Source organism: Bacteroidota bacterium, from assembly GCA_021300195.1.
Taxonomy (GTDB): Bacteria; Bacteroidota; Bacteroidia; order J057; family JAJTIE01; genus JAJTIE01.
The window spans coordinates 1-26,890 of the sequence record JAJTIE010000023.1 but is presented as its reverse complement, the minus strand read 5'-3'; the positions used below and the strand labels follow the sequence as shown (position 1 = coordinate 26,890).

The window sequence follows — 26,890 nt, the reverse complement described above, 5'->3', positions numbered from 1 at the left end:
CACCCGAAAAAATCCGTACCTTTGCGGCCTGTATCCCTATGCCTACGGTCGGATTTTACACACTGGGCTGCAAGCTTAACTTCAGCGAGACGGCCACGCTTGGTCGGCAGTTTGAGGCGCAGGGCTTTCGTGCCGTGCCCTTCCGCGAGCCAGCGGATGTGTACGTGATCAACACCTGCTCCGTAACCGAGCAGGCCGACAAGAAATGCCGCAAGGTGGTGCGCCAGGCCCTGAAGCAAAACCCCGATGCCTTTGTGGCCGTGGTGGGCTGCTACGCCCAGCTGAAACCGCAGGAGATAGCCGCCATACCCGGGGTGGATGCTGTGCTGGGGGCCGCAGAGAAGTTTCGCCTGTTTGAATACATAACGGAATTTCAGAAAAACCGCCAGGCCGAGGTGCACCACTGCACCATAGCCGAAACGCGCGACTATGTGGCCAGCTACAGCACCGAGGAGCGCACCCGGGCCTTCCTGAAAGTACAAGACGGATGCGACTACAAGTGCACCTTCTGCACCATCCCCCTGGCGCGAGGCCACAGCCGCAGCGACACCCCCGAGCGCATCCTGGCCCAGGCCCGCCACCTGGTGCAGCAGGGCGTGCAGGAGATTGTGCTCACGGGCATCAACATTGGCGACTATGGCGTGGGCCAAGAGGCCAAGCTGATCGACCTCATACGCCTGCTGGATGCTGAGCTGACCGAGCTGCCGCGTATTCGCATCAGCAGCATCGAACCAAACCTGCTGACCGACGAGATGATCGACTTTGTGGCCCATAGCCAGCGCTTTATGCCGCATTTTCACCTCCCGCTACAGAGTGGCAGCAATGCCGTGCTGGCCATCATGCGCCGCCGCTACCGCCGCGAGCTGTATGCCGGGCGGGTACAGCGCATCAAGCAAGCCATGCCACATGCGGCCATCGGCTGCGATGTATTGGTCGGTTTTTCCGGCGAAACAGACGATTATTTTGAAGAAACCTACCACTTTATAAAGGACCTGCCCGTCAGCTACCTGCATGTGTTCCCCTTCAGCGAGCGAACCAATACCCTGGGGGCAGAGCTGCCGGGCCATGTGCCCCTGCCCGTACGCCAGCAGCGCGCCGACCGCCTGCGCATGCTGAGCGAAAAGCTGAAACACGCCCACTACGCCGCCCACCTGGGGCAGCAGCGCCCCGTGCTTTTTGAAGACAAGGTGGAGGCAGGCATGCGCCTGGGCTGGACGGACAACTACGTGCGGGTTGCCCTCCCCACTGCCGATGCCCGGGCCAATGGCCTACAGCCGGTACGCCTGGCGGCCATCCACCCAGACGGTTATGTGGCGGGTGAGAGCCCACTATCCTCGCCCGCGGCCCTGCACACACCCCAAGAGAGAACATCCTCGGCGCGGACGGAGATGCCCCTGCCGTAGGGCAGGCAGCCGCCCATACACGGGCGTAGCCGTTCGTCCCAATGGGTAGCCAGCCCCGGAATGACCGGTATCGTACATCCTGAAACAATCCGTATTTTCGGCCCTTGAAGTTTCTATTCACCCACCTTTTTACGCTATGAGAAGATTCCTCCTCGCCTGCACGATGCTGCTGGGCACCGTGTTTGCCCAGTCTGGCGTGCTGCCCCTAGACCCCAGCGTGCGTACCGGCGTGCTGCCCAACGGCCTTACCTACTACGTAAAGCAAAACAAAAAGCCTGAGGCACGTGCCGAGCTACGCCTGGCCCTGAAGGCAGGCAGCCTGCAGGAACTGGACGGCCAGAACGGCCTGGCCCACTTTACCGAGCACATGTGCTTCAACGGTACCGAGCACTTCGAAAAACAGGTACTGGTGGACTATCTGGAGGGCATAGGTACTGAGTTTGGCCCCCACCTGAATGCTTATACAAGCTACGAGCGCACCGTCTACATGCTGCGCATCCCTACGGATGAACACGAAATTGTAGACAACGGCCTGCTCATCCTGTCGGACTGGGCCCAGCGCCTACGCCTGGAGACGGAGGAGATAAACAAGGAGCGTGGCGTGGTGATAGAAGAGTGGCGTACGCGCAGGGGTTTTGGAGATCGGCTGGGGGATAGTGTTCTCGCTACTTTTTTGGAAGGTTCTCGCTACTTGGACCGGAAGGTGATCGGAAAGACCGAAGTACTATCGGGCTTTGACCCCGATACCCTCCGCCATTTTTATCATACCTGGTATAGGCCCGAGCTGATGGCGGTCATTGCTGTCGGAGACTTTGACCCAGACGAGATGGCGGCGAAAATCCGGAAGGAGTTTTCCGTACTCAGCCCCAAGTCGGGCCCCCAATACCAAGACTATTCGGTTCCGGCCTGGGATAGCCCCCGGGTACTGTCTATGAAAGATGCTGAGTCTCCGGTATCGATGGCTCAGCTCTACTTCTTTCGGCCCAAAACGGTGACCAAAACCCTGGATGATTACCGCGCCGGTATCTTGCGGCATATCGTGGGTGCCGCACTTACCGAGCGGCTACAGGTGCTAGGCCTGCAGCCAGGTGCGCCTTTCTCAGAAGCGGGGGCTGGTTTTTCCAACTTTCTGGGCCCCCTGCGCACCCTGGTGGCAACCGCCACCGTTACCCAGGACGCAGGACGAGAAGCCCTGGAGCAGCTGGTGCGCGAGGCCGAGCGTATGCGTCGTCATGGCCTCTTGCCTGGCGAGCTGGAGCGTGCCAAGGCTGAGCTGAAGGGCTTTGTGGATAAGCGATATGCCGAACGAAATAGTACCGAAAGCGATGATTTTGCCGAAGAGCTAATCGAGTATTTCCTGAAGGGCGAAGCCATGGTAGGCATAGAGCAGGAAAGCCAGTACCTCACTCAGCTTATGTCTGGCATCACGCTCTCCGAGGCAAATGCCTTTGCCGCCTCCGCCTTGCTGCCTCAGCAGGATGCGGTTGTATTCCTGGTACCAGACAAGCCGGGGGTAGACCTGCCAACAGACCAGGAACTGGTGGACCTGCTAGCACGCGTGCGGGCCGAGCAGATAGAACCTCTGCTAGAAGAAGACAACACAGCCCCCCTCATTTCCCAGCTTGCCCAGCCCGGCGCCATTGTATCCGAGCGCGTGTACAAGGCTACAGGCATTACCGAGCTGAAGCTCTCCAACGGCGCACGCGTGCTGCTGAAGCCAACAGATTTTAAGCAGGATGAAATTATGATCACTGCCTATGCAGACGGCGGCATCAGTGTTTTTCCCGACGATACCTACCTGAACGCATACTTCTCTGACAACCTGGTGGGCCAGATGGGGCTGGGAAGTTTTGACCGGATTGCCCTGGAAAAGAAGCTGGCCGGCAAGCAAGTTTCCATCTCGCCCTATGTGGCCGAATACGAGCATGGGCTGTCCGGCTCCAGCACACAAAAGGACTTGGAGACCGCCTTCCAGCTTGTCTACCTTACCCAGCTTAGCCCCCGGGTGGATGAGGTGGCCTATCAGAACTGGAAGCTGCAGGAGCAGCAGCAGCTGGCGGACGCAGACAGAAACCCGGAGTCCTACTTCCGGCGCCAGAGCCAGCCAGTGCTCTACGCTGGTCATGTGCGTAAGCAGGCTATACAGGCTGCCGACCTGGAGCGCTTGTCCCTGGCTACCATCCACGAGCAGTACAGGCGTCTGTTCAGCCACGCAGCGGGCTTCACCTACGTGTTTACCGGCAGCTTCCGGCCAGCGGACTTGAAACCCCTGATAACAACCTACCTGGCCGCCATACCCCAGGGTGAGCCGCAGAAGTGGGTAGACCGCAAGGTGCGCACCATACCCGGCCCGCTGGAAAAAACCTTTAGAAAAGGAAGAGACCCCAAGAGCTATGTGCAGCTCAGGTTTTTGGGTCAGGAGCCCTTTACCTACGCAAACATGCTGTCGCTGGATGCCACCTGCGAGGTGCTGAGCATAAAACTGCGCGAAAACATACGCGAGGAAAAGGGCGGCGTGTATGGGGTAGGCTGTAGCGGTGGCCTGCAAAAGTGGCCTGTAGCCAGCTACTCAACCACCATTTCTTTTTACTGCGACCCAGCCCGGGTGGAAGAGCTGATAGCGGCCTGCACAGAGGAGATTGAGAACTTGCAGAAAAATGGCCCCACGGCTACAGACCTGAACAAGGTAACCGAAACCTACAGGCGCGGCCTGGAAACTAGCCTGAAGGAAAATGCCTGGTGGCACAGAAAGCAGAAGACTTTTGGCCAATACGCCTGGGACTTTGAAACCATTGACCGCCAGCTGCCAGATGAGTTGAAAAAGCTGAATGCGAAGCGAATACAGAAAGCAGCAGCCACCTACTTCGATACAAAGCGGATGGTGCAACTGGTGCTGAAGCCTGAGCCGGCGGAATAGTACGCCAGGGCCCGGTACTTATGGTACCGGGTTTTTTTTGCCCACGCCGCATGTCACTTCTCACTCTTGTGCTGGATGGCTATCTGGTCTTTGTCCATTGTGCCGTTTGTCCGCTTGGTGCCCGGGCTCTGAAAATAGGCATTAAGAAGCACCTTTAGCATGGAAACCTTTTGTCCAGGCATAGACCCCCCGAGCTGGCTGGCCAGTACTGCACCCGCAGCCTGGGCCGGCAGCGCTCCGTGCTTTTCGAAGCCCGGGTAGAAGCAGGCATGCGCCTAGTCCGGCCGGACAGCTGGCCGCCCGTATCCACCGCCGCAGCCCATACTTTCTGTACTGTAAGCCTACAGGTAGTGCATACCCCGGGTTGGGTGCAGGTGGCACTGTCATTACCGAATAGGTATCTGTGGTATTGTTTTGTTCCAAATTTTTATTCTTAAAAAACTACCTCTTTAATCTCAAAGAGTTGTTTAACGCTATTTAACAAAATGAATATGATGAACAGAGGGGCGTAATAGACATGCTTCTATATCTTAGCTTATTGTTCAACACTTAAGTTTACACGTATGAAGAAACTCTTACTGGTGCTACTGTGGCTTCCGCTTGCAGGCGTAGCACAGCCGCGGGCACTACCGCTCGACCCCAGCGTGCGTACCGGCGTACTGCCTAATGGCCTTACCTATTACATCAAACAGAACAAAAAGCCCGAGGCGCGTGCCCAGCTACGCCTGGCCCTGAAGGCAGGCAGCCTGCAGGAACTGGATGGGCAGAATGGCCTGGCCCACTTTACCGAGCACATGTGCTTTAATGGCACCAAAAACTTTGAGAAGCAGAGCCTCATAGACTATCTGGAAGGCATCGGCACTCAGTTTGGCGCCGACCTGAATGCCTACACCACCTTCGACCGGACGGTGTACCAGCTGCTCATCCCCACTGACATGCCTGATATAGTAGACAATGGCCTGCTGATACTGGCCGACTGGGCACAGCGGGTACAAATGGAGCCCGAGGAGATAGATAAAGAACGCGGTGTAGTGCTGGAGGAAATGCGCACGCACATGGGCCTATCTGAGCGTCTCACGGATAGTACCTATCATCTGTATGCGGCTGGAAGCCGCTTTACCGAGCGTATGCCGATTGGGAAAAAGGAAGTGCTGGAAGGCTTTGCGCACGATACACTCCTCCACTATTACCGCACCTGGTATCGGCCCGAGCTGATGGCGGTGATAGCGGTAGGCGACTTTGACCCTGCGGAAATGGAGCGGAAAGTAAAAGAAACTTTTGGCCCGCTGGAAGCACGAAAGGGCCCCATGCCCACTTCCTATCCGATTCAAGCCTGGACAGAGCCCCGGGTACAGCTGATAAAAGATGCTGAATCGCCCTTTTCCATGCTTAGCGTTGCGTACCTGGTGCCCCCCCTGGTTACACGCACCCGAGAGGACTACCGCCTGCTGCTGCTGCGCTACCTGGCCAGCACAGCCCTGCAGGAGCGGCTGGCGGCAAGGGCACGAGAGGCCAATCCACCCTTTATAACAGCCAATACTGGCATTGGCCAGTTTGTAGCCGATAACTGGGATAGCTGGTACCTGCAGGCCAACCTGGCAGATGGAGGCGCAGCCCGTGGACTGGAAGCACTGGTGACCGAACTGGAGCGCATGCGCCGATACGGCCTGCAGCCCGATGAACTGGAGCGCGGAAAGCTGAGTGTAATGGGCATGCTAGAAAAGCGATATGCCGAGCGTGATGCAACAGATAGCGAACAGCTGGTAGACGAATTAGTAGAGTATCACCTGAAGGGTGTGGCAATGCCGGGCTTTGAGGCCGAAATGGCACTGGCAAAAGAACTAATGCCACAGACCACGCTAGTCGAGGTGAATGAATACATAAAAGAGCTGCTAAAGAGCAATGTGCCTGCGGTAGGCTATCTGCTGCCCGACAAGCCAGGGGCTGTAATGCCCACCAAGGCTGCTACCCTGGCCCTGCTGGAACAGGTACGGAAACAAGACATACAACCGCTAGCAAAGGTGGACATAGACCGGCCACTAATAGCAGAAAAACCGAAAGAAGGTAAAATTGTAGCCGAGAAAACCCACACCACGATTGGTGTAACCGAGCTTACCCTCTCCAACGGTGCCCGCGTGCTGCTAAAGCCGACAGATTTCAAGCAGGACGAGATTCTGATCCAAGCCTACTCGCCGGGCGGAACCAGCTGCTTTGAAGACCCAGCGTACCTGGATGCAGATAACGCGGCAAGCATCGTTGCAGAAAGCGGCCTTGGAACTTTTGACCAGCTAGCCCTGGAGAAAAAACTTGCCGGAAAGGAAGTGAGCGTTACACCCTACATCGGCAAGAGTACACACGGCCTTAACGCGAGCAGCACCAAGAAGGACCTGGAAACAGCCATGCAGCTGATATACCTTACCCATACCCAGTCCAGATCGGATAGAACTGCTTTCGAAAACTGGCGGCATAAAAAGCAACAAGATCTAGAAGATGCAGACAGACTGCCGGAGCAGTATTTCTTCCGTCAGTATACTGATATTCTGGCTGATGGGCAGCTGCGCTATCGGAATCTAAAGGCTGAGGATTATGCCAAGATGGATCCGGACCAAGCTATGGTGCACTATCGCAGCCTGTTTGCCCATGCTGCTGGCTTCACCTACGTCATTACCGGTAGCTTCGATCCGGTACAGATCAGGCCGCTCATCCAGCAGTATATCGCCTCTATTCCGGCAGGCACAGCCACCGAAGTTAAGGCGAGAGAGCGCAAACTGGTGCAGGGCCCTATGCGCCGAGAGCTAACCAAAGGAGAGGACCCCAAAAGCCTGGTAATGCTAGCAAACCTTGGGGCTGAGGACTATACGCAGCAGTACCTGCTGGAGCAGAAGGCCACCTTTGACGTGCTGGATATTATGATACGCGAAGAATTGCGCGAGAAACGGGGTGGCATATATGGTGCAATGCTACAGGGATCAAAAGTAAGTTATCCCAAGCCTTACTTTAGTTCAATGATTTTCTTCTTCTGTGCCCCCGACCGAGTAGCTGAGCTAGCAGAAGCCGCTATGGAGGAGATGAAAAAACTTGCCAAAAATGGCCCCAGTGACACGAACCTGCAGAAAGTACGCGAAACCATGCGCCGCAACTATGAGCTGAAGGTGAAAGAAAACAAGTGGTGGCTGGAGCAGCTGATAGAATATCAGCGATACGGCTGGGATATCAAAAACCTGGGACAGGATGGAACAAAAGCGATAGACAAGCTGAACGCCAAGATTATACAAAGCGCGGCGAAGCGCTACCTGGATACAGAGCATACCATTCAGATTATCTTGAATCCGGAAAAGGCAAAGTAGAAATGCGTGTCTTGCTTCGGTTCTGTCTCTTCCATAGCTGCTGATCTGTGGCTAGTTAGTTCAGGACCAAATAATTCGATTCCACTAGACAGGGGGGGCATTAGCCTCCCCTTCTTTTTTATGCGCTCATGTTATCCACAGTTGGTACTGCGGGGGTTCCCATTTTCGTAGTGTGGGTGTGTGGCTTTTTGTTGGTCGCTCAGGCTACTGTATTATACCTTTATCCTGCGGTAAAATGAAGAAGCACCTTTAGTCATGGAAACCTTTTACCCGGGCATAGACCCCGAGCTGGCTCGCCAGTACCGCACCCGCAGCCTGGCCTATACCAGTGTGTTTGCCCTACTGCTGTATGTGGCTTTTCACCTCATGCACATCCACTTTCCCTACAAGGGCGATGAGGATGCTCAAAAGCGGTATCACACAGTGGGTATTATTGAGTTTGAGGCGGAGCTGGGTACCGGCACAGCAGGCCTGGGTGGGGCCGCTGCCTCCGCTGAGGCTGCACCGCCGGCCGACTATGGAAACCGCGAGGAGGGGAGTAAGGACATAAATAATTTTGAGACCCCTGCCAAGGACCCAGACCGCCTGGCCACCGTGCCCCGAGATGCGCCCGCAGCAGCCCCGGCCCGTACGGCCCCAGCCAAAACCGAGCTGGCTACCCAGAGCCACGCCAGCCCCGTAAAAACACCCCCCCGCCGCCGCATCGTACACGAGAACGTAAGCCAGCCCCTGGCAGATGCCTCGGGCCCGGGCACGGCCCGCACAGGCGGCACACCCGGAGACGTGGGGAGCAACCACGGAAACGGAACCGGTGTGGGTAATATGGGTGGGCCCAATACCGACAACCTGGATCCCCGTGGCCTGTACGAGGCCGGTGGGGGTGGCGGTGGCGGCAGTGGCTTCGACGGCCTGGGCTCCCGTGGTGTTATTCAGGCCGATCAGCCCAATCCCAACTTCCGATCAGATGGCAAGGTGAAGTACAAGGTAGTGATTGCCCCCGATGGCCGGGTGCTGGCCTTTGAGCCAGTGCAGGGCCTAACGCCAGGCCTGCGCGCCCCCAGCCTGGAGGCTGCAGACTATGTGCGGAAGAACTGGCGCTTCGAGCCTATAGACCGAGCCGCCGGAAACCAGGTGTGCTACTACACCATCCGCTACAAGCTAAGCTAGTGCGGCACGATCCGAAGCGGCACCCATTTCTCTAATACTGGGCGTGCTGGGCTGCCAGTTCTACTCCCCCTGGGGCTGCTCCAGTTGTATCAGTACTGGTATAATCAGGTGTCCTTTTTCGGAGAGGAAGTACTCTATGTGCAGGGGCTTGCGGGCCACTATCCTCTTTTCAATTAGACCCGCCTCTTGCAGCTCTCGCAGTGCCACCGCCAGCGACTGGCGATTACTGCCCTCCAGGCACCTCAGCAGCTGGCCAAACCGTTGAGGCCCGTCTGCGGATAGCTTCAGGATTTCCGCCTTCCATTTGCCCGATATCAGCCTCAGCAGGGCCTTTGCCGGGCATATCTCCGCATCAGCGTCCGCCCGAGCGTAGTCATAAATTTTTGACTTATTGACGTCTTCCTGCATGATTGGGATATTTGTTTTCAGACTGAAGCATCCGCTATGCTACCTGGAAAACGCGAATCTTCTGCCTAATGTTTTTGAAATGGCTAAATGTTCCTCTACCCAAACCCCGCCAATAGTAAACCACCCAGTGGGGTTTTATGGTTTGATTCTGATATTTTTTTTACTAGTCACGGGCTGCCAAGCCCAAACCCAAAAAGACATGAAGAAGGAAAGTAATCCGCTTTTGTGCAGCCCCGAGTCTGGACTGTGTGCGCTGCCATCACACCTGCAGGACGGCGATTCTGCCCATGCCCATCTGGCAAATGACTCGAAAAAGGTAATCCGTGTTATCTATTTTACCGATCCCATTTGCTCTTCCTGCTGGGGCATAGAGCCGCAGCTTCGGAGGTTAAAGCTGGAGTATGGTGCCTATCTGGAGATTGAATACCACATGGGTGGCCTCTTGCCCGACTGGAGCTACAACAGTGGGGGCATTAGCAAGCCATCTGACGTGGCACATCACTGGGACGAGGTGAGCGTGTACTATGATATGCCCATAGACGGTGATGTGTGGCTAGAGGATCCGCTCGCTTCCTCTTATCCCCCCTCTATTGCCTTCAAGGCTGCAGAGCTACAAGATCCCACGCGGGCCCTGGTATTTCTCCGCAGGATTCGCGAGATGGTTTTCTTGCAAAAAAAGAATATCACAAAGTGGGTACACCTGGCCGATGCCGCACGCCTGGCTGGCTTGGATACACACCGGCTCCATCAGGACTTTGAGGGCCAGGCAGTCAGCCAGTTTCAGTCAGACCTCGCTTTGGCGCGCACCTATGGGGTCCGGGGCTTTCCTACCCTCATCTTCGAGGGGGGAAAGGGCACGGAGCACGAGGTATTGTATGGTGCCCGCCCCTACGACTCCTTTCGAAATGCCGTGCTGAAAATATATCCCGCTGCCACCGCCGAGGCCTACGAAAAAAGCTGGCAGGCCCTGTTTGCACGCTTTGGCAGCCTGACCGCGCGCGAGTATGCAGAGCTGGGCCAGCTGCCACGGATAGAGGCAGAGAGACAGCTGAACGAATTGGCCGAATCAAAAAAATTAAGGGTACTAAGAACCAAAAATGGTGCCATCTGGATGCGTTAGGACATCTTTCTTCTCCTTCGGTCGGCCTGCCTTGCAGGTACTGCGCCAGGGCCATGCTGGTAATGAACCCAAATGGCGCGGGCGGTGTAGTGTGTCCCGTTGACCCCTCGTATCTACACCTAGCAGTATGGAAGACTACTATGCCTTTTTTGGCCTGCCCGAGCAGTATGGGCTGGATGTAGCCGGACTGAAACAGCGCTACCTGGCCCAGAGCAAAGCCCTGCACCCAGACTACCACACCCTGGCAGATGCCCCGGCACAGCGCCACGCCCTGGAACAGAGCAGCCTGAACAACCGCGCCTACCACACCCTGAAAGACCCCCTGCAGCGGCTGGCCTACCTGCTGCAGCGCTACTGCCTGCTGGATGAGCAGGGCGGCAATACCAGCGGTGTGGAGCTGGAGCCGCCCTTCCTGCTGGAGGTGATGGAGCTAAGCGAAGCGGCGGAAGAGGCCGATGCAGACACCGCCCCGGTGCTGCTGCTCCAGCTGGCCAGCCTGGAGGATCGGGCAGGGCGGGAGCTAGTAAGCAGCCTGACTGCCTTTGACCAGGCGAAAGATGGCCGTGGCGAGCTACTGAGGCAGGCTATGCAGCCCTATTTGCAGCAGAAATACCTGTTGCGCATTCGCCAGGCCCTGCGTACCTTCGCACCCCGGCCTTAGCAGTTTGAGTTTACTGGGCGCAGGCTGAATGCCCAGATGGCGGAATCGGTAGACGCGCTGGTCTCAAACACCAGTGGTGGTGACACTGTGGGGGTTCGAGCCCCCCTCTGGGTACTTTTTCGTACATGGGGTGCACACTTGCACCCCTTTTTTGTGCGTGAGCCGGGGATTTGGTCTGTGCATACCTCCCTTATTGTTCATTTTTCAGCATCTATCCAACAAGTGTTTAACTGTCATTTTTGACAGTATCGCGCTACACACTTGCAGTTCTATCCGTAGGCAGCATTACTTTGTACTCATTCTAGCTCAAACTGCATGCCTTCAGCCTCTATCTCCCCCCCTGCTATCCCTACAAGATACGGCACTCGTGGCCTGTTTTTTGGCCTTGTCGCCTCGGTTACTTTTCTCACTTCTTTCTGCACCCCAGCCAACCCCAAGGGCCAGCACTTATCAAAAAAGAACCCCACTATGCATACCCCAGAGGAGACTGTAACACAACTATTTATCGCTACCGACCAGCAGGACTGGGCGGGGGTAAAGGATGCCTTTGATACCCGGGTGTTGCTAGACTATTCTTCTATGACCGGCAGTCCGGCGGCCGAGCTTACCCCAGACGAAATCATCAGCGCCTGGAAGGGCATACTACCCGGCTTTGCACACACCCATCACCAGTTGGGCAACTTCCTCACCACCCAAGATGGCGCTCGAGCAAAAGTATTCTGCTACGGCACGGCCACCCATTATCTCCAGCATGCCGAGGGCAACGTGTGGACAGTGGTAGGCAGCTACAACCTGGAGTTGGTACGGCAAAGCGACGGACAGTGGAAGATTGCTGCCATGAAGTTTAACTACAAGTATCAGGATGGAAACCTGATGCTACCCGCCAAGGCCATGGAAAGACTAAGGAGCGAATAAAAATAATCCAGCAGCAGCATGCCCGTATACAAGAGGGTTTATAGGCTAAGCATACCTTTAAGCGCGGTGCTAGGCGTACTTGCGCTGTGCCTGGCGGCCTGCACCCAGCGTTCTGCTAACACCCCTCAACACCAAGACACCAATATGGACGTGGCTACCCGAAACAAAAGCACGGCTCGCGCTTTTCTGAAAGCACTTGAAAACGAGAATATAGACGAAGTAGTGGCCATTTTTGCCGAAAACGGTCGCCATATCAACCCCTATGCCTCTGGCATTTTCCCGTCGGGTGCTGCCGGACGAGAAGAAATTCGCGCCTACTGGACTCCCGTGTTCCCCAACTTCGATGGGATGAGCTTCCCAATTGACGAGATCTACGCCCTGGAGGACCCAAGCCAAGTGTATGTCAAGTTTAAGGGCCGTATTAAGCTAAAGAATCAAGCCGCCTACTACGAGAATGACTACTACGCCTTTTTCCGCTTCGACGAAAACGGACTCATTACTGAGTATGTAGAACTTTTCAACCCAATCGTGGCCGCCCGGGGCTTTGGTCTGCTAGGTCAGATCAAATAGCCCCGGCCTTCGGCCCGTGTAGACATACGCAAACGGGCATACCCTATCCAGTAGCACCCTGCCAGGGAACTACCAGCCCGTACATTTGCTTTTGACAATACCCTGGCTGTATCCTGCCAGCGTATATTGGCACATCATATAGATTGCATGCGAAAAATAGTAGTAGCCGTTACCGGTGCTTCGGGCAGCCTGTATGCCCGCCGCCTGCTGCACCACCTGGCACAGCTGGGCACCCAGCAGCCCCTGGAAGTAGGGGTGGTACTCAGCAAGAATGCACGCGATGTGTGGCAGTATGAACTAGGCGAGGCGCCCAACCTACCCTTCCAGGTGTACGAGCGCGATAACTTCTTTGCCCCCTTTGCCAGTGGTAGTGCCCGGTATATGGATATGGTCATTGTGCCCTGTAGCATGGGCACCCTGGGCCGCATTGCCCACGGCTTTAGCGACGACCTGATAACCCGGGCGGCAGACGTGATATTGAAGGAGCGCCGCCGCCTGATCTGCATCCTGCGCGATACCCCCTACAGCATTATCCACATCGAGAACATGCGGCGTGCCACCGAGGCCGGTGCCATTATGCTGCCTGCCTCGCCCAGCTTTTATTCGCGGCCTGAAACCTTTGAGCAGCTGGCCGATACCGTGGTACATCGCGCGCTAGACCTCATGGGTTTTAGCCCCGATACCTACCGCTGGGGAATGTCTTAGGCCAGGCCGCCCCGGGTTTTCCACACCCCTCATTTGGTTTGTGCCCCACCAGGCTGCCCAGTGTGAAAAGAAAGCACGTGACAGCGGCGATACCTACGCTTATCTTAGCACCGTAGCTAATCCTGAAACCATGAAGCATTTTGTATATCTCATTCTCGCCCTTGGTGCCCTGGCCACTACCGCCTGTTCTGTAGACCAGGTAGATGGTGCCCTGGATGACGGCCTGGAGGGCAGCATTGTAGCTGGCGATAAAAAGGAAGAAAACAACCTGGACATCCAGCGGGCAGTAAAGCCCCGATGGAAGCCAGTGGCCAATTTCAACGGCAAGCAGAGCAAAAAAACCAGCACCTTCAAGGTAACCGGCGAAACCTGGAAAGTAGAGTGGGATGTGAAGGGTGGCAGTGAAGAGGAGTTTATTATCATCATGAAAAACCGGCACGACCGCGAAGACTCCGAGATCATAGCCAACCAGATCGGATCCGGTGCAGACTTTGTGGATTTTGAGGGTGGCCAGGGCGAGTATTACCTGGACATCAGCTCCAAGGTGCCCTATACCATCAAAATAGAGGAGTACAAATAATAAGCATTAGGCCACTACCATATTGGCCGTGGTGTATGGTGGCTCTAGGGCCTGGGCGGGGCAGCTTATCGAACAAGCTGCCCCGCTTTTTTTCCTATTTTAGCCAATATGCCCCGCCCCTAGCCTTATGCATGGACGACGCACGAGTGCCCGAACTGCCCTGTATGGCCTAGCCAGGCAGCTGGGGCGCCTGCTGTCTGTGCTGGGCCTGCTACTGCTGGGTCTGCTGCTGGGCACCCTGTTTACCTTTTGGCTTTTTGGTAAGACCATTGTAGAGGGGCAGATAACCAAGCTGATGCAAACACCGGTGCACATTGGCAGCCTCTCCGTTGACTTTACTGACTTCCCCCTTGCTACCCTACATATGCAGCAGGTGGAGGTAGAGCCTACCCTGGGCAAGCATCCGCTGATGACCACCCAAGAGGCTACCCTAACCCTGGACCTGGCAGAGCTGTATTTCAACAAGAAGCAGAAGACAGTAGAGCTTATTCGCCTACGGGGAAACCGGGTATACATGCTGCTGGATCGCAGCTATCGCAAGAATTTTCAGCTTTTTAAGCCCTACGACCCCGACCGGAAGCGGCCAGATGAAGTGCGCATACACCGCATGGTACTGGAGGATACCCGGCTGGACTATCTCTCTTGGCCCACCAGGCGGCGCTATGCGTTTTGGCTGGATAGCGCAGAGCTGGAGATGCGCAACTACCGGTCTCAGGTACTTTTTAGGGGCCGTGCAGCGGGGCGTAGCCGTTACCTGGATATGGGTGGCTTCCGGATAATGGAGGATCAGCCTTTTTCGCTACAGACCAGCCTGGTGCTGGATAAGCCCAGTAAGATGATTGATTTCCGCAACATGGAGTTGACCCTGGACGAATCGAGGCTGAGCCTGGCTGGCAAGCTGCTAATGAGTGGACGCGATCGGTACTATGACCTGCACTTTGGCACCAACTACGGGAAGGTGCAAACCCTGCTCAGCTTCATACCCCAGCAGACGCGCCGCCTGCTGGCCAACTACAAGCTATCGGGCCAACTTAGTCTGTCGGGCACTATTGTGGGCGTGGACGATGAAACCACCAACCCGCACATAGAGCTAGCTTTCCGCGCAAAGGAGACGGAGGTGAAACACAGACAGAGTGGTAACTCGGTACAGCACCTACAGCTAAGTGGGCATCTTACCAATGGCAAGCGAAACAGCCTGGAAACCGCAGAGCTAAGCATAGACAGCCTGTGGGCCAATTTTGCCGGGAGACCTATTTTTGCGCAGCTTCGGCTCAGCAGTCTGCTCGACCCCTTTCTGGAGGGCAGGGCCACGGCCACCCTTGAGTTCGGGAAGGTTCTTTCCTTTCTGGGCCAAGACACTGTGATGCAGGGAAGTGGCCTGCTGCGGATAGACCTGGACCTGGCTGGGCCGCTCCACCACGTTGGCAGGCCCGATGAGCTGCACGCTGTACACTATCGGGGCGGGATCAGCCTGGAGGATGTGGCACTAAGCCTGAGGCACCAGCCCCTGGAACTGCGCCATGCCTATGGTCGGCTGGCCCTGCGTGGCCGTGCGCTGCACACGCCCAGCCTCACTGCCCAGCTAAACGGACAGCCCCTGCGGCTGGCTGCTACGCTACACGATTTCCTGAGCTATGCCTACGGCGAGGAGCGGGTGCTGAAGCTGGATGCAAACCTGCAGCTGGATACGCTGTATATCCCTGCGCTGCTAAGCCATACGGCCCAGCTAGGCCGGCAGCGTGGGCTGGCGGCTACCCAGCCGTTCCACCCCTCTGCCCTGGGCATGGAGCTGCCGGGCTGGCTGGCGGCTAGCCTGCACCTGGATGCCCGTGTGATATACCTAAACCAGTATGCATATCAGGGTGTACGCGGCACCCTTTCTCTGCGGGATAAGGTGCTGAGTATGCAGGCCTTTGAAATAGGCGGAAAGAAGGGCCGGGCACTGCTATTTGGTAGCCTGAACAGCCAGCAGCGGGCTCAGAATACCTTTCAGCTGGCCCTTGACCTGAACAGCGAGGACCTGCCCCTGGTGCTGCAGGACCTGGGCCTGTGGCCCGCCAGGCGGCCTGTACCCACCAGTGCCGTGCAGGTGGGGGGAAACCTGCGGCTGAATGGCTACGCCACCCGGTCTGCCCAACCCCGCATCCAGCTGCACCTGGCGCTGGAAAATGGCTACTTTTTCCAGCCTGTTCAGCGGATTTTTATCCGAGACGTTACCCTGAGTGCCCTATTCACAGAGCAGCATCTGAAGGATCCGCGCCATACCCCCATCCGGATAGATACCCTGTATGGGGTGGCCAACCAGTTTCCCTTCTGGGCTAGCCTGCGCCTGGATGACCCCGCCACCGGGCAGGTACGCATGCGCCTGCGTACCGAGATAGGCGCAGATGTACTGCTGAACTACTTTAGCCTACCCACCGTGGCACAGCCACAGGGCACCCTGGCCTTTTGGGTAGAGCTGGCGGGTAAGCTATCGGATATATCCGACCCCAAGAAGCTGGTGAAGATGCCTCAGCGGGGCGACTTTCGGATGCAGAATGTTTCCTTCGACCTGGCCCCAGCGGGGCTGCCTTTCCGCCAGCTGAATGCCGAGATGTACTACGACGGAAAGGGGGTAGAGATCCGCCAGATGTCGGGCCGCATGAACGGGAATTCCTTTCGTGTGCGCGGAACGGTATACGACATCCTGGGCTTCCTGTATACCGATCAGCCTGGGCTGGCTGCCAAATTCTCCTTTGAGAGCGATAGCCTGAACCTGGAGACCTTTGCCCTGCTGGATAGACCGCGCGGGGATACCGCCAAACTCAAGCAGATCGACCTCCCCAGCCAGTCGGAGATTGTAGCCCATTTCTCACTGGGCTACGCCTACTACCAGCGCTTGCAGATGCGGGATATGGAAATGGATGTAGTGCTACAGGGCCACCTGCTACAGGTACGGCAGGCCCGGCTACGCACCTGTGGTGGGCTGCTGGCTGCACGGGGCCAGATGGATCAGACCGACCCTCAACAACCGGTTATCTACACCCACCTGGAGCTGGATCAGGTAGACCTACACCAGGTTTTTGCCTCTTTCGACGCGCTCGGCAAGCAGCAGCTCGACTCGCTGGGCATCCAGGGCCGGCTAAGCCTGGCCGGAGACCTGCACTTGCACCTACAGCCCAGAAGCAGCCGTGTATCCTTGCCGAAGCTGGCCAACTTTTCCATTCGGCTGGACGAGGGTTCTATCCGAAATCTGGGCCAGTTTTTGAAGCCCAACCCGCTGCTGAATCAGCAGGACCTGGCTACACCTACCTACTTCAGCCTAAGGCTGGACAATGTGTTTCTGGCAGATTCTACCCTCTTTATGCCGTCGGTCGAATTCATCAGCAATAAGCTCAACTTCACGGCCCGTGGCCATTATCGGCTGAATGACCAATTGCGCTACGACCTGGCCGTACTGCTGCCCAAGGAGGAGGAGCTGGCGGCTGCAGACTACTACCACACCCCCAAATACTATGGCAAAACAGTCTATGTGTTTAGGCTAACCGAGAATCCGGAGCGAGATAAGGGCATGCGCGTAAAATTCTTGCCACTCTGGGCCCTGCGGAATATACTGCGCGCCCGGCCCCGTTCCGCAGCCGATGCCTAAGGCGGGGGCTGCTGGCTAGTGGGCTTTGTGCAATACACCCTTGTGGTACACGCCATAGGCCTTCCCCTTAAGAGTGTGGCCGGTGGTGGGGTTGCTGTTATACAGGGTTTTCAGGTGCTTTTCTGTTGCTGTCCAGCGCAGCCTGGGCTGGAAGAGGGTGAGGCTTAGCTCGGCTCCCGGCTCAAAGGCGGGGATGGGCATACGCAGCAGCTTGCGCGGCTGCAGGCCCAGTATCCGTACCAGGGTTTCCACCTCTGCATAGCCCTCCAGCGCTGTGCTTGCACAGGCGTAGCAGGTTTCCAGCATCGGCATGCCATAGGCGGCAAAGTCAAACTCCAGCCGCTTTTCATCTATCGTAGCCGGGCTGTGCCCACTGGCCAGTATGTCTAGGGTTCCGTCGGCTACGGCCTCTAGCAGGGCCAGTCGGTCTTGCTCGCTGCGCAGGGGTGGGCGCAGCTTGTAGCGTGTGTCAAAGTCGCCCAGTTGTTCATCCGTAAAGTACAGGTAGGCTGGCAGCGTGCCAGCCGTTACCCGCAGGCCATCGGCCTTTGCCTGGCGGATGCGTGCCACACTATCGGCAGCTGTGATGGGGCACAGGTATAGCTCGGCCTCTGTGTGGCGCAGCAGCTCTAGCAGCTGCTGCACAGCCAGGGTTTCGGCCAGTATGGGGCTGGCCTTCAGGCCCAGGCGGGTTATGGCCGGGCTTTCATTGGCTACGCCACCTGCCTCCAGGCTCTCCAGCATAGGCAGCTGGTGCATGGGTAGCTGCAGGGGGGCCAGGTAGCGCAGTATCCGGTACTGCAGGCCGGCGGCCTGCAGGGGTTGCCAGCCATCGGAGATGAGGCAGGCCCCGGCCTGCTGCATGCTGGCCAGCTCGGCCATTTCCTTGCCCTGTGTACCCTCGCTGGCAGCGCCCATGGGCAGCAGGGTGGTGGGCAGCGTAGCCGCCCGCGCCAGCAGGGCCAGCACAGCCTCGGCATGGTCTATGGGCGGGTGGCTGTTTGGGCTTACTACCACGTGCGAAAATCCCCCCTGTAGGGCACTGGCGCTCAGGTGCTCCAGGCTATCTCGCAGTTCGTGCCCGGGTATGTTCAGGCTTGCCAGGGTGTCTATCCAGCTCAGGCTTACATGCAGGTCCTCGGCCTCGGCTACGGTGTGGCCTTGGGTGGGCATGCTGCCACCCGGTTCCAGCCGGTGCAGCCGGCCATCCTGTAGCAGCAGGTCTATCGGCCTGCTATCCGATGGGTGGCCCGGGTGTACCAGTACAACGTTGCGTAGCAATAGCATGCAGCAAAGTTAGCAGATAAGTAGCTGCCTACCCGCCCCGGATTCCCACTTTATGCACGCTCCTGAGACAGGATGTGCACGCGGTTGGCATGACTGTTCAGCACCAGGAAGATCAGCACCGAGAAGGTCATCAGGCTACTGCCCCCATAGCTAAAAAAGGGTAGGGGGATGCCGATAACAGGTGCCAGGCCAATGGTCATGGCAATGTTTACCAGGATATGAAAGAAGAAAATGGCGGTAACCGAATAGCCCAGCACACGGCCAAAGCGCGTCTTGGTATTCTCCGAAAGGTAGGTGAGCTGCCACAGCAAAACGAAGAACAGCACGATAACCAGCGAGCTGCCCAGCCAGCCAAACTCCTCGCCCACGGTGCAAAAGATAAAGTCGGTATGCTGCTGGGGCACGTAGTCATATTTGGTTTGGGTACCATTCATGAAGCCCTTGCCCCACAGGCCCCCGCTGCCTATGGCTATTTTGCTCTGGTGGGTGTTCCAGTTGGTGCGCATGGGGTCAAAGTCGGGGTTGAAGAGCGCCTTGATCCGGTCTTGCTGGTGGGGCTTCAGCTGCCCGATCACCAGGTTTATGCTCAGCGACCACACGATCAGGCCGGCCACCACCACGGCCGGCACCAGGGAGCTGCGCCCCCGAAAGTCGAGGTAGAAACCCAGATTGCTCACAAACTTGCCAATGGGCCGCCGGAAGTAGTACAGCAGTAGCAGGAAAATCATGAAACCTGCCAGATAGAGCGTGCCTACGCCTGCCATAGAGAGCAGGGCCACTGCCAGCAGGGCAATGAGTAGGCCAAAAAAGGCCAGCGAAAGCCCCTCGCGCAGTAGCATGAAGATAAAGGCCGAAAACACCAGGGCTGTGCCCGTGTCTTTTTGCAGGATGATGAGGGCCATGGGCAGCCCAATGATGCCCAGCAGGTAGAGCTTGTCCTTCAGGCTACCCAGGCTGAAGCCGTGGCGGCTCATGTACCTGGCTACCGCCAGCACCGTGCCCACTTTGGCAAACTCGGAGGGCTGAACGCCAAAGCCACCGAAGCTGAACCAGGCCTTGGCTCCGTTGATCTCCTTGCCCACAAACAGCACGAGTATGCACAGGAAGATGGAAACCCCATATACCCCATAGGCCGCCCACTCCACCAGTTTTATATCCAGCGTGAGCGTAACAAAACACAGCACGGCCGAGATGAGGATGAATATAAACTGCTTGCCCTGTGGCTGGCCGATGTCCATCAGGTCTGTCCAAAACCCGGCACCCGAGGCCCCACTGGCGGCGTAGATGTTAAACCAGCCAAACAGCACAAATACCCCGAAAAGGGCCACCGTTAGCCAGTCTAGTCGTAGCTCGGGCTTGTCTGATCTCGACATGGTGCTAAAGATACCATACTCTTGGGTAACTTTGTGCATGGGGCTCACATTCTACAAGTATCAGGCCACGGGTAATGACTTTGTGCTGATTGATAATCGCAGCGGGCAGGTGGATCCGGATGACTATGTATTCTTCGAGCAGCTGTGCCACCGCCGCTTTGGGGTGGGGGCAGACGGGGTGATCCTGCTGGGCTCCGATGCCGACACAGACTTTGCCATGCACTACTACAATGCCGACGGCAGGCCCGGCAGCATGTGTGGCAATGGTGGGCGTGCGGTAGTGCGCTTTGCCCAGCACCTGGGGCTGGTGCAGCAGCAGGCCCACTTTGTGGCCATAGACGGCCTGCACGAGGCCAGCATGGAGCAAGACCAGATCTGGCTAAAGATGGGTGCCGTAAGCCAGATAGAGGCCCTGGGCCCCGAGGCCTACTACCTGGATACCGGTAGCCCGCACTACGTGCGGTGGTGCCAGGGGGTACAGGCCCTGGATGTGTACACCGAGGGCAGGGCTGTGCGTTATTCCGATCGTTTCCGTGCAGTGGGCACCAATGTAAACTTTGCCGAGGAGCTGGCACCCGGACAGCTGCGCATCCGCACCTACGAGCGTGGTGTAGAGGACGAGACCTACAGCTGCGGAACCGGCGCTACGGCCGTAGCCTGTGTATACCGCCAGCTGCGGGGCTATGCCGGCCCCAGCGTGCAGCTGCACACAGCGGGTGGGCTGCTCACGGTCGAGTTTCGCACATCGGGCATCTGGCTGGGCGGCCCCGCCCTGTGTGTATTCCGGGGTGAATGGATTGACCGAAATTAGTAGCTTTGCGTAGCTTCGGCGCAGGGGCCATGGCGGGTGGTGTGCAGCTGCATACACCCGGCCCTCTGTAGGCCAAGCGCGTAACCGAATAGAAAAGAACATGGGATGTGGCAAAGACGGCGGCTGTAGCACCGCGTGCAGCAGCAAGCTGAATGTATATGACTGGTTGGGCAACATGCTGCCGCCCGATACCCCCGAGCATCGGAATATCTACGAAATCCGCTTCAAGACAACCCGAAAGGGCTTCTATCGCAACGAAAAGGGCCTGGATGTAGTAACCGGAGACCTGGTGGTGGTGGAGAGCGACCGAGGCTGGGATGTGGGCGAGATAACCATGGGCGGCGAGCTGGTGCTGCTACAGATGAAAAAGAAAAAGGTGAATGCCAAGCACGTAGGCACCATGGTGCGCATGGCCAGCGAGGCGGACAGGCAGCGGCTGCAGGCCCTGCGCGACCAAGAAGCCGAGTGCCTGTTCCGCACCCGCCAGCTGGTGGGCGAGCTGGGCCTGGATATGAAGATGAGCGACGTGGAGTTTCAGGCCGACGGCGGAAAGGCTATTTTCTACTACACCTCCGAGAGCCGGGTAGACTTCCGCGAGCTGATCCGCAGGCTGGCCAACGAGTTTAAGGTGCGGGTGGAGATGAAGCAGATCGGATCCAGACAAGAGGCAGCCCTGGTAGGCGGCATAGGTGCCTGTGGGCGCGAGCTGTGCTGCAGCAGCTGGCTTACCGACTTCAAAAGTGTAGGCACCGGTGCTGCCCGCTACCAGAACCTGAGCCTGAACCCAACCAAGATAACCGGCCTGTGTGGGCGCCTGAAGTGCTGCCTGAACTATGAGCTGGAGGCCTATATGGATGCCCTGACCGACATACCCAAAGTGCGGGAGATACAAACCGAGCTCGGTAAGGCCTACCTGCAGAAGACGGACATCTTCCGTCGCCAAATGTGGTTCAGCTACGGCGGAGATAGCAACTGGACCATGCTGAACGCTGACCGGGTGCAAGAGCTGATACAGCTGAATAAAAAAGGGATAAAACCCCCCAGCCTGCTGCCAGAGGAAGAAGTGGCCGCCCGTGAAAGCAAGAAGATGACCGACTTTGTAGATGTGGTGGGCCAGAGCGACCTGCACGAGCGCATGCAGCGCCAGGCCCGAAAGAGCAGGGGCAGCAAGGATAAGCGAAAAAAACGCGGCCCCCGCAGGCCAGCGGGTACCGCATAGCAGCCGCAAGCGAGCCGGGATCTGCTCCGGGCTTATCACACCAACTAGATATCGATACCCTATGAATGGCGTATACCTCCACCTACTGGTCAACCACGTGCCCACCTACCTTATCCTCACCTCTATCCTGCTGGGTACCTGGGCTTTCTTTCGGCGGCACGCCTTTGGCCTGCGGCTGCACTACCTCCTCAGCCTGCTGGGCTATGGTTTTGTGCTACTGGCGCACAAGACGGGCGAGCTGGCGCGCGAGCACCTGGCCGAAAGCCGCCAGCTGGCCGATGTGGGCAGGCTGGTAAGCCTGCACGAGGAGCTGAGCGAAAGCTTTATGCCGGCCATGCTAGTGGGCCTGCTGGTTACGGCGCTTGCTGCCTATGGCCACTGGCGGCCATTCCCCCACAGCCGGAAGCTCTTTATCCCCTCGGTCCTGCTACAGTCTGTGTTGTGGATCATCCTGGCGGTTATTAGCCACGCGGGGGGCGAAATTCGTCATCCGGCTGTGCGCTTTTAGCGCACTTTGCTGCTGCTACACGCGCGGGGGGGGGGGTCTGCCTGCTTTGTGCAGTTCGCGTGCGTCCGGTCTACTGGTTGCGTCCGGGCCCGCCCGAACGGGTACGGGCTTGTTGTGGGGGCTTACAGAAAACGAGATCGGGTGTCTGCATCGGGCAGTGGGCAGCTGGCCTCCTGCCCAAACCACCGATAGCGGTGGCTGGCTACCCAGCGGTACAGGCTGTCGCGCAGCAGGCGGGGCAGCAGGTAGCCTAGCCAGGCCACGGGCCGGTGCCATCCACCCATTATGCGCCCAATGCGCAGCACGGCACTGCTCTGCCTGTATACCCGCCCCCGGTATAGCAGCAGGATGGAGCTCATATCTGGCCCCGCCGAGCCCGCCGCCTGTAGCAGCTGCGTGTGGGCCTGCAGGCTGCCCACACGTATCCGGCCCCGGCGGTCGTGCCGCAGGATGTAGCGTACTGAACGGTTGCACAGCGTGCATACCCCGTCGAATAGCACGATAGGCACTTCCGGATCGGGTTTGCTGCCTGGTAGAGGGGGCGTATGCATGGCGCTACTGATACACGGGCACCGCCAGGTGTACGCGCAGGGTATCGGCTGTGTTGCCCGGCATATTCATCGCAAAGTCCCTCCGCGCCACTACCAGGTCGCCCTCAAACACGCCCTGCTTGCTACCCTGTGCGTGGAATACAAAAGGAATCTCCACCGGTCGGCTCTGGCCATGCAGGCTCAGGTCTCCCTGGGCCACATAGCCATCTTCGGCCTTCAGCACCTGCCTGCATGCGAAGCGCGCGCTGGGATACTGCGCTACATCCAGCCAGTCTGCAGAGCTGGCATTGCCGGTCAGCTCCGGGTCGCCCAGGTCCAGGGTCTTCAGATCCACCTCTACCTCGAAGCAGGATTTATCGAGCAGGTTGGGCGAGAAATGGATGGCGCCACTCAGGCCCCGTACCACACCCGCCTCCACATCGGGGCCCTGCAGGCTGATGCGCACGGCAGGCTCGTCTATCTTCCACCTGGGGGCCTGCAGCAGCAGGAAGCCTGCGGCAACCAGCGCAAGCAGGGTGAGCAAAGACACCTGGAGGGGCAAATACTTTTCGCGATTCATGCCACCCATAACCCACTGCCTCTGGCATAAATTCAAAATCTGACAAACTTGCCCGGCTCCCCCCACCCATACTGCCAGCGCTGTGTAAATATGGCAGTTTGTGCCAGGGTGGCCCCGTTTTTGCTAGGCATGCACACATCAAAAGAGCCATCTAGTGGCCTTGTCTTATTCAACAATCGATCCTACCAGATGAAAACCGGAAACCTATCCATCCACACCGAGAACATTTTTCCCATCATCAAGAAGTTTCTGTACAGCAACCAGGAGGTATTTCTGCGCGAGCTGATCAGCAACGCGCAGGATGCCACCCAGAAGCTGAAGGCGCTGGCCAGCAAGGGCGAATATGATGGCGAGCTGGGAGACCTGACCATAGAGGTGCTGCTGGACGAGGAGGCCAAAACCCTGACTATACGCGACTATGGCCTGGGCATGACTGCCGCCGAGGTGGAAGAGTACATCAACCAGATTGCCTTTTCCAGTGCCGAGGTGTTCCTGGAGAAGTACAAAGACACTGCTAGCCAGATCATTGGCCATTTCGGCCTAGGCTTCTACTCGGCCTTTATGGTAGCCGGAAAGGTGGAGATCCTCACCCGCAGCTACCAGGATGCACCCGCCCAGCGCTGGGTGTGCGAGGGCAGCACGTCCTTCAGCATGCAGGCGGATAGCCGCGAGCGCCGGGGCACAGATGTAATCCTGCACATCAACGAGGAAGGCGCCGAGTACCTGAAGGCCTATCGGATAGAGGAAGTGCTGAAAAAATACTGCCGTTTCCTGCCTATCCCCATCCGGTTCCAGGATCAGGTAATCAATGACAGCGAGCCTGCCTGGACCAAAAAGCCCGGCGAACTAACAGAGCAAGACTACAAGGACTTTTACCAGAAACTTTACCCCTTTCAGGAGGCTCCCCTCTTCTGGATTCATCTGAATGTAGACTACCCCTTTACGCTCAATGGCATCCTGTATTTTCCGCGCATCCGGCCTAATGTAGAGATGCAGAAAAACCGCATTCAGCTCTATAGCAATCAGGTGTTTATTACCGACAATGTGGAGGACATTGTGCCCGACTACCTGAGCCTGCTACAGGGGGTGATAGATAGCCCGGACATCCCGCTGAACGTAAGCCGCAGCTACCTGCAGACGGATGCTGCCGTACGCAAGATCAGTAGCCACATCAGCAAAAAAGTGGCCGATAAGCTAAGCGAGCTATTCAAAGATGACCGAAAGGCGTACGAAGAAAAATGGGAAAGCATAGGTGTATTTGTGAAGTATGGCATGATACGAGACAACACCTTCTACGAGCGCGTGAAGGATGCCTGCCTGCTGTACAATACGGCCAAAGAATTCTATACCCTGGCAGAGTATAAGGACAAAGTGGCCCCCCTGCAGACAGATAAGGATGAGCAGGTGATGTACCTGTACGCCACCGATGCGGAGGAGCAGCATGGCTACGTAGCAGCAGCCCAAAAGCACGGCTACGACGTGCTGCTACTGGATGGCCTGCTGGATATGCACCTGATCGGCTACCTGGACCACCAGCTGGAAAAGGTACAGTTTAAGCGTGTAGACAGCGACACGCTGGATAAGCTGATAGACAAGGGCCTGGAAAAGGCCAGCCTGCTGAACGAACAGGAACGGGAAACCCTGGTGGACCTATATAAGCGGGTGCTGGCACACCCCAATGCGCAGGTGCAGGTGGCCCCGCTGAGCGAAGCGGAACTGCCGGTGCGCATTACCCGCCCGGAGTATCTGCGCCGCATGATGGACATGAACCGCATGGGCAATATGGGGATGGACCTGGGTGAGAGCTATACGCTGGTGATAAACGAAACCCACCCGCTGGCCAAGAAGGTACTGCTGATGCCTGAGGGCGAAGCGCGTACCGCCCTGGTGCAGCAGAGCTATGACCTGGCCCTGCTGAGCCAGGGCCTGCTGACGGGCCACCGCCTGACCGACTTTGTAGAACGCAGTGCCGCGCAGCTGGCCTAGCCACCCGCTGCCGTAGTGCTAGCGGTGGGCTACCCGGAGCAGGATGAGAATGTTGTGTGATTTATACACCCTACTGCATCCTTTGGGCCACCGCCTGCGTACCTTAGGGGTCACTTAAGAAACCCGCCCAACGTGTATGAATAAGTCGAGAGACGGATACCTTCCCAATACCTTTGCCAGCAAAACCCGAGACTGGAAAGACCGCCGCGTGGTAGATACCTGGCAGATATTCAAGATCATTGCCGAGTTTGTAGAGGGTTTCGAAAAGCTGAGCAAGATTGGCCCCTGCGTCTCCATCTTCGGCTCTGCCCGCAGTAAGCCCGACAGCCCCGAATACCTGCTGACCGTAGAGGTGGCCAAGGCCCTGGCCGACAACGGCTACGGCATTATTACCGGCGGTGGGCCAGGGGTGATGGAGGCGGGCAACAAGGGGGCCCAGGCAGGAAATGCCCATTCGGTGGGCCTCAATATCGAGCTGCCCTTTGAGCAGGAGTACAACCCGTATATTGACAAAGACCTGCTGATCGAGTTCGACTACTTCTTCGTCCGCAAGGTCATGTTTGTAAAGTACGCACAGGGCTTTGTGGTAATGCCCGGCGGCTTCGGCACCATGGATGAGCTGTTTGAGGCCCTTACCCTTATCCAGACCTACAAGATAGACCGCTTTCCCATTGTACTGATGGATAGCAGCTACTGGAAGGGCCTGCTGGAGTGGATCCAGAACACGCTGCTGGCCCGCAAGTTTGTAAGCCCCGAAGACCTGGACCTGATGGTGGTGGCCGACACAGCTGCCGAGGTAGTAGATATCCTCAATCAGTTCTACAGCAAGCGCCAGCATCAGCCCAACTTCTAACTGTCTTCCACAGAGCCACCCCTGACAGGGCACACTACCCGTTCTGCATTTAGCTAGCCTGTACAGCCAGTCTTTGTGTCTGTCACCTTCTCCCGGACACAGGGTGTTCAGCCTGGCCAACCAAGCCGACCTTCCATCCGTTAGGGATGCTCCCCGCCCTCTCTCAGCGGGGCAAGGGGGGGCTAGCCGCGAGCTGCCCATCCCGGTATTGGTTCCGGCGGCGCACGTTCAGGTTCAGCACCTCTACAAAGAGGCTGAAGGCCATGGCAAAGTAGATATAGCCCTTGGGTACCTCCAGGTGTATCCCCTCTACAATCAGCAG

General features: G+C 57.4%; 22 protein-coding genes and 1 tRNA gene. 17 read left to right on the top strand and 6 right to left on the bottom strand.

Annotation, left to right across the window (positions count from 1 at the left end):
- The first annotated feature begins 38 nt into the window (after positions 1-38).
- The 4 genes from mtaB to LW884_06150 all read left to right on the top strand — a co-directional run bounded on the left by mtaB (position 39) and on the right by LW884_06150 (position 8,834).
- Complete coding sequence (mtaB, locus tag LW884_06165) at positions 39-1,403, top strand: tRNA (N(6)-L-threonylcarbamoyladenosine(37)-C(2))-methylthiotransferase MtaB (protein MCE3007916.1); 1,365 nt, start codon at positions 39-41, stop codon at positions 1,401-1,403.
- 136 nt (positions 1,404-1,539) lie between these two features.
- On the top strand, positions 1,540-4,320 hold the full coding sequence (locus LW884_06160; GenBank protein ID MCE3007915.1) for an insulinase family protein: 2,781 nt from the start codon (positions 1,540-1,542) through the stop codon (positions 4,318-4,320).
- A gap of 563 nt (positions 4,321-4,883) precedes the next feature.
- On the top strand, positions 4,884-7,667 hold the full coding sequence (locus LW884_06155; GenBank protein ID MCE3007914.1) for an insulinase family protein: 2,784 nt from the start codon (positions 4,884-4,886) through the stop codon (positions 7,665-7,667).
- A 255-nt stretch (positions 7,668-7,922) separates the two neighbouring features.
- Positions 7,923-8,834, top strand: a complete 912-nt coding sequence (locus LW884_06150) for an energy transducer TonB (protein ID MCE3007913.1) — start codon at positions 7,923-7,925, stop codon at positions 8,832-8,834.
- A gap of 60 nt (positions 8,835-8,894) precedes the next feature.
- Here LW884_06150 and LW884_06145 read toward each other — a convergent pair whose 3' ends face one another.
- Entirely contained in the window at positions 8,895-9,242 is a 348-nt protein-coding gene (locus LW884_06145; GenBank protein MCE3007912.1) for a helix-turn-helix transcriptional regulator, read from the bottom strand.
- A gap of 199 nt (positions 9,243-9,441) precedes the next feature.
- Between LW884_06145 and LW884_06140 the strand changes: the two genes are divergently transcribed.
- The 8 genes from LW884_06140 (at position 9,442) to LW884_06105 (ending at position 17,421) form a co-directional block, all read left to right on the top strand.
- On the top strand, positions 9,442-10,362 hold the full coding sequence (locus LW884_06140; GenBank protein ID MCE3007911.1) for a DsbA family protein: 921 nt from the start codon (positions 9,442-9,444) through the stop codon (positions 10,360-10,362).
- Between the two features lie 127 nt (positions 10,363-10,489).
- Complete coding sequence (hscB, locus tag LW884_06135) at positions 10,490-11,023, top strand: Fe-S protein assembly co-chaperone HscB (GenBank protein MCE3007910.1); 534 nt, start codon at positions 10,490-10,492, stop codon at positions 11,021-11,023.
- Between the two features lie 30 nt (positions 11,024-11,053).
- Positions 11,054-11,137, top strand: a tRNA-Leu gene (locus LW884_06130).
- Between the two features lie 354 nt (positions 11,138-11,491).
- Positions 11,492-11,938, top strand: a complete 447-nt coding sequence (locus LW884_06125) for a nuclear transport factor 2 family protein (protein MCE3007909.1) — start codon at positions 11,492-11,494, stop codon at positions 11,936-11,938.
- Between the two features lie 66 nt (positions 11,939-12,004).
- Positions 12,005-12,508: a nuclear transport factor 2 family protein gene (locus LW884_06120; protein MCE3007908.1), complete on the top strand. Its 504-nt coding sequence runs from the start codon at positions 12,005-12,007 to the stop codon at positions 12,506-12,508.
- Between the two features lie 147 nt (positions 12,509-12,655).
- Positions 12,656-13,213, top strand: a complete 558-nt coding sequence (locus LW884_06115) for a UbiX family flavin prenyltransferase (GenBank protein MCE3007907.1) — start codon at positions 12,656-12,658, stop codon at positions 13,211-13,213.
- 130 nt (positions 13,214-13,343) lie between these two features.
- On the top strand, positions 13,344-13,793 hold the full coding sequence (locus LW884_06110; protein ID MCE3007906.1) for a hypothetical protein: 450 nt from the start codon (positions 13,344-13,346) through the stop codon (positions 13,791-13,793).
- 127 nt (positions 13,794-13,920) lie between these two features.
- Entirely contained in the window at positions 13,921-17,421 is a 3,501-nt protein-coding gene (locus LW884_06105) for an AsmA-like C-terminal region-containing protein (GenBank protein MCE3007905.1), read from the top strand.
- Between the two features lie 15 nt (positions 17,422-17,436).
- Here LW884_06105 and LW884_06100 read toward each other — a convergent pair whose 3' ends face one another.
- Together LW884_06100 and rodA are read right to left on the bottom strand one after the other, a co-directional pair.
- The gene (locus tag LW884_06100) at positions 17,437-18,708 is read right to left on the bottom strand and encodes a hypothetical protein (GenBank protein ID MCE3007904.1); all 1,272 of its coding nucleotides are present in this window, start codon (positions 18,706-18,708) and stop codon (positions 17,437-17,439) included.
- A gap of 50 nt (positions 18,709-18,758) precedes the next feature.
- Entirely contained in the window at positions 18,759-20,081 is a 1,323-nt protein-coding gene (rodA, locus tag LW884_06095) for a rod shape-determining protein RodA (GenBank protein ID MCE3007903.1), read from the bottom strand.
- 37 nt (positions 20,082-20,118) lie between these two features.
- Between rodA and dapF the strand changes: the two genes are divergently transcribed.
- The 3 genes from dapF to LW884_06080 all read left to right on the top strand — a co-directional run bounded on the left by dapF (position 20,119) and on the right by LW884_06080 (position 22,619).
- Entirely contained in the window at positions 20,119-20,892 is a 774-nt protein-coding gene (dapF, locus tag LW884_06090; GenBank protein MCE3007902.1) for a diaminopimelate epimerase, read from the top strand.
- A gap of 100 nt (positions 20,893-20,992) precedes the next feature.
- Positions 20,993-22,111: a Signal peptidase-like protein gene (locus tag LW884_06085; protein ID MCE3007901.1), complete on the top strand. Its 1,119-nt coding sequence runs from the start codon at positions 20,993-20,995 to the stop codon at positions 22,109-22,111.
- Positions 22,112-22,172: 61 nt separating this feature from the next.
- Positions 22,173-22,619, top strand: coding sequence for a hypothetical protein (locus tag LW884_06080; GenBank protein MCE3007900.1), 447 nt, complete (start codon positions 22,173-22,175; stop codon positions 22,617-22,619).
- A gap of 122 nt (positions 22,620-22,741) precedes the next feature.
- Here LW884_06080 and LW884_06075 read toward each other — a convergent pair whose 3' ends face one another.
- Complete coding sequence (locus LW884_06075; GenBank protein ID MCE3007899.1) at positions 22,742-23,170, bottom strand: DCC1-like thiol-disulfide oxidoreductase family protein; 429 nt, start codon at positions 23,168-23,170, stop codon at positions 22,742-22,744.
- A gap of 4 nt (positions 23,171-23,174) precedes the next feature.
- Positions 23,175-23,729, bottom strand: a complete 555-nt coding sequence (locus tag LW884_06070; protein ID MCE3007898.1) for a YceI family protein — start codon at positions 23,727-23,729, stop codon at positions 23,175-23,177.
- A gap of 189 nt (positions 23,730-23,918) precedes the next feature.
- Here LW884_06070 and htpG point away from each other — a divergent pair, with 189 nt between their 5' ends.
- Positions 23,919-25,715: a molecular chaperone HtpG gene (htpG, locus tag LW884_06065; GenBank protein MCE3007897.1), complete on the top strand. Its 1,797-nt coding sequence runs from the start codon at positions 23,919-23,921 to the stop codon at positions 25,713-25,715.
- A gap of 136 nt (positions 25,716-25,851) precedes the next feature.
- Complete coding sequence (locus LW884_06060) at positions 25,852-26,568, top strand: TIGR00730 family Rossman fold protein (GenBank protein ID MCE3007896.1); 717 nt, start codon at positions 25,852-25,854, stop codon at positions 26,566-26,568.
- Positions 26,569-26,731: 163 nt separating this feature from the next.
- On the opposite strand, the gene LW884_06055 is transcribed toward LW884_06060, so the two are convergent.
- Positions 26,732-26,890, bottom strand: a 159-nt coding sequence (locus LW884_06055) for a TerC family protein (protein MCE3007895.1), incomplete at its 5' end; no start/stop codon positions are given.

Bases quoted from the DNA above. Each gene is read 5' to 3' on its own strand.
- LW884_06075 (MCE3007899.1), bottom strand. From the start codon at position 23,170: ATGCATACGCCCCCTCTACCAGGCAGCAAACCCGATCCGGAAGTGCCT.
- LW884_06150 (MCE3007913.1), top strand. From the start codon at position 7,923: ATGGAAACCTTTTACCCGGGCATAGACCCCGAGCTGGCTCGCCAGTAC.
- mtaB (MCE3007916.1), top strand. From the start codon at position 39: ATGCCTACGGTCGGATTTTACACACTGGGCTGCAAGCTTAACTTCAGC.
- dapF (MCE3007902.1), top strand. From the start codon at position 20,119: ATGGGGCTCACATTCTACAAGTATCAGGCCACGGGTAATGACTTTGTG.
- LW884_06060 (MCE3007896.1), top strand. From the start codon at position 25,852: ATGAATAAGTCGAGAGACGGATACCTTCCCAATACCTTTGCCAGCAAA.
- LW884_06110 (MCE3007906.1), top strand. From the start codon at position 13,344: ATGAAGCATTTTGTATATCTCATTCTCGCCCTTGGTGCCCTGGCCACT.
- LW884_06115 (MCE3007907.1), top strand. From the start codon at position 12,656: ATGCGAAAAATAGTAGTAGCCGTTACCGGTGCTTCGGGCAGCCTGTAT.
- rodA (MCE3007903.1), bottom strand. From the start codon at position 20,081: ATGTCGAGATCAGACAAGCCCGAGCTACGACTAGACTGGCTAACGGTG.
- hscB (MCE3007910.1), top strand. From the start codon at position 10,490: ATGGAAGACTACTATGCCTTTTTTGGCCTGCCCGAGCAGTATGGGCTG.
- LW884_06160 (MCE3007915.1), top strand. From the start codon at position 1,540: ATGAGAAGATTCCTCCTCGCCTGCACGATGCTGCTGGGCACCGTGTTT.
- LW884_06070 (MCE3007898.1), bottom strand. From the start codon at position 23,729: ATGAATCGCGAAAAGTATTTGCCCCTCCAGGTGTCTTTGCTCACCCTG.
- LW884_06080 (MCE3007900.1), top strand. From the start codon at position 22,173: ATGAATGGCGTATACCTCCACCTACTGGTCAACCACGTGCCCACCTAC.
- htpG (MCE3007897.1), top strand. From the start codon at position 23,919: ATGAAAACCGGAAACCTATCCATCCACACCGAGAACATTTTTCCCATC.
- LW884_06140 (MCE3007911.1), top strand. From the start codon at position 9,442: ATGAAGAAGGAAAGTAATCCGCTTTTGTGCAGCCCCGAGTCTGGACTG.
- LW884_06105 (MCE3007905.1), top strand. From the start codon at position 13,921: ATGCATGGACGACGCACGAGTGCCCGAACTGCCCTGTATGGCCTAGCC.
- LW884_06085 (MCE3007901.1), top strand. From the start codon at position 20,993: ATGGGATGTGGCAAAGACGGCGGCTGTAGCACCGCGTGCAGCAGCAAG.
- LW884_06125 (MCE3007909.1), top strand. From the start codon at position 11,492: ATGCATACCCCAGAGGAGACTGTAACACAACTATTTATCGCTACCGAC.
- LW884_06155 (MCE3007914.1), top strand. From the start codon at position 4,884: ATGAAGAAACTCTTACTGGTGCTACTGTGGCTTCCGCTTGCAGGCGTA.
- LW884_06100 (MCE3007904.1), bottom strand. From the start codon at position 18,708: ATGCTATTGCTACGCAACGTTGTACTGGTACACCCGGGCCACCCATCG.
- LW884_06145 (MCE3007912.1), bottom strand. From the start codon at position 9,242: ATGCAGGAAGACGTCAATAAGTCAAAAATTTATGACTACGCTCGGGCG.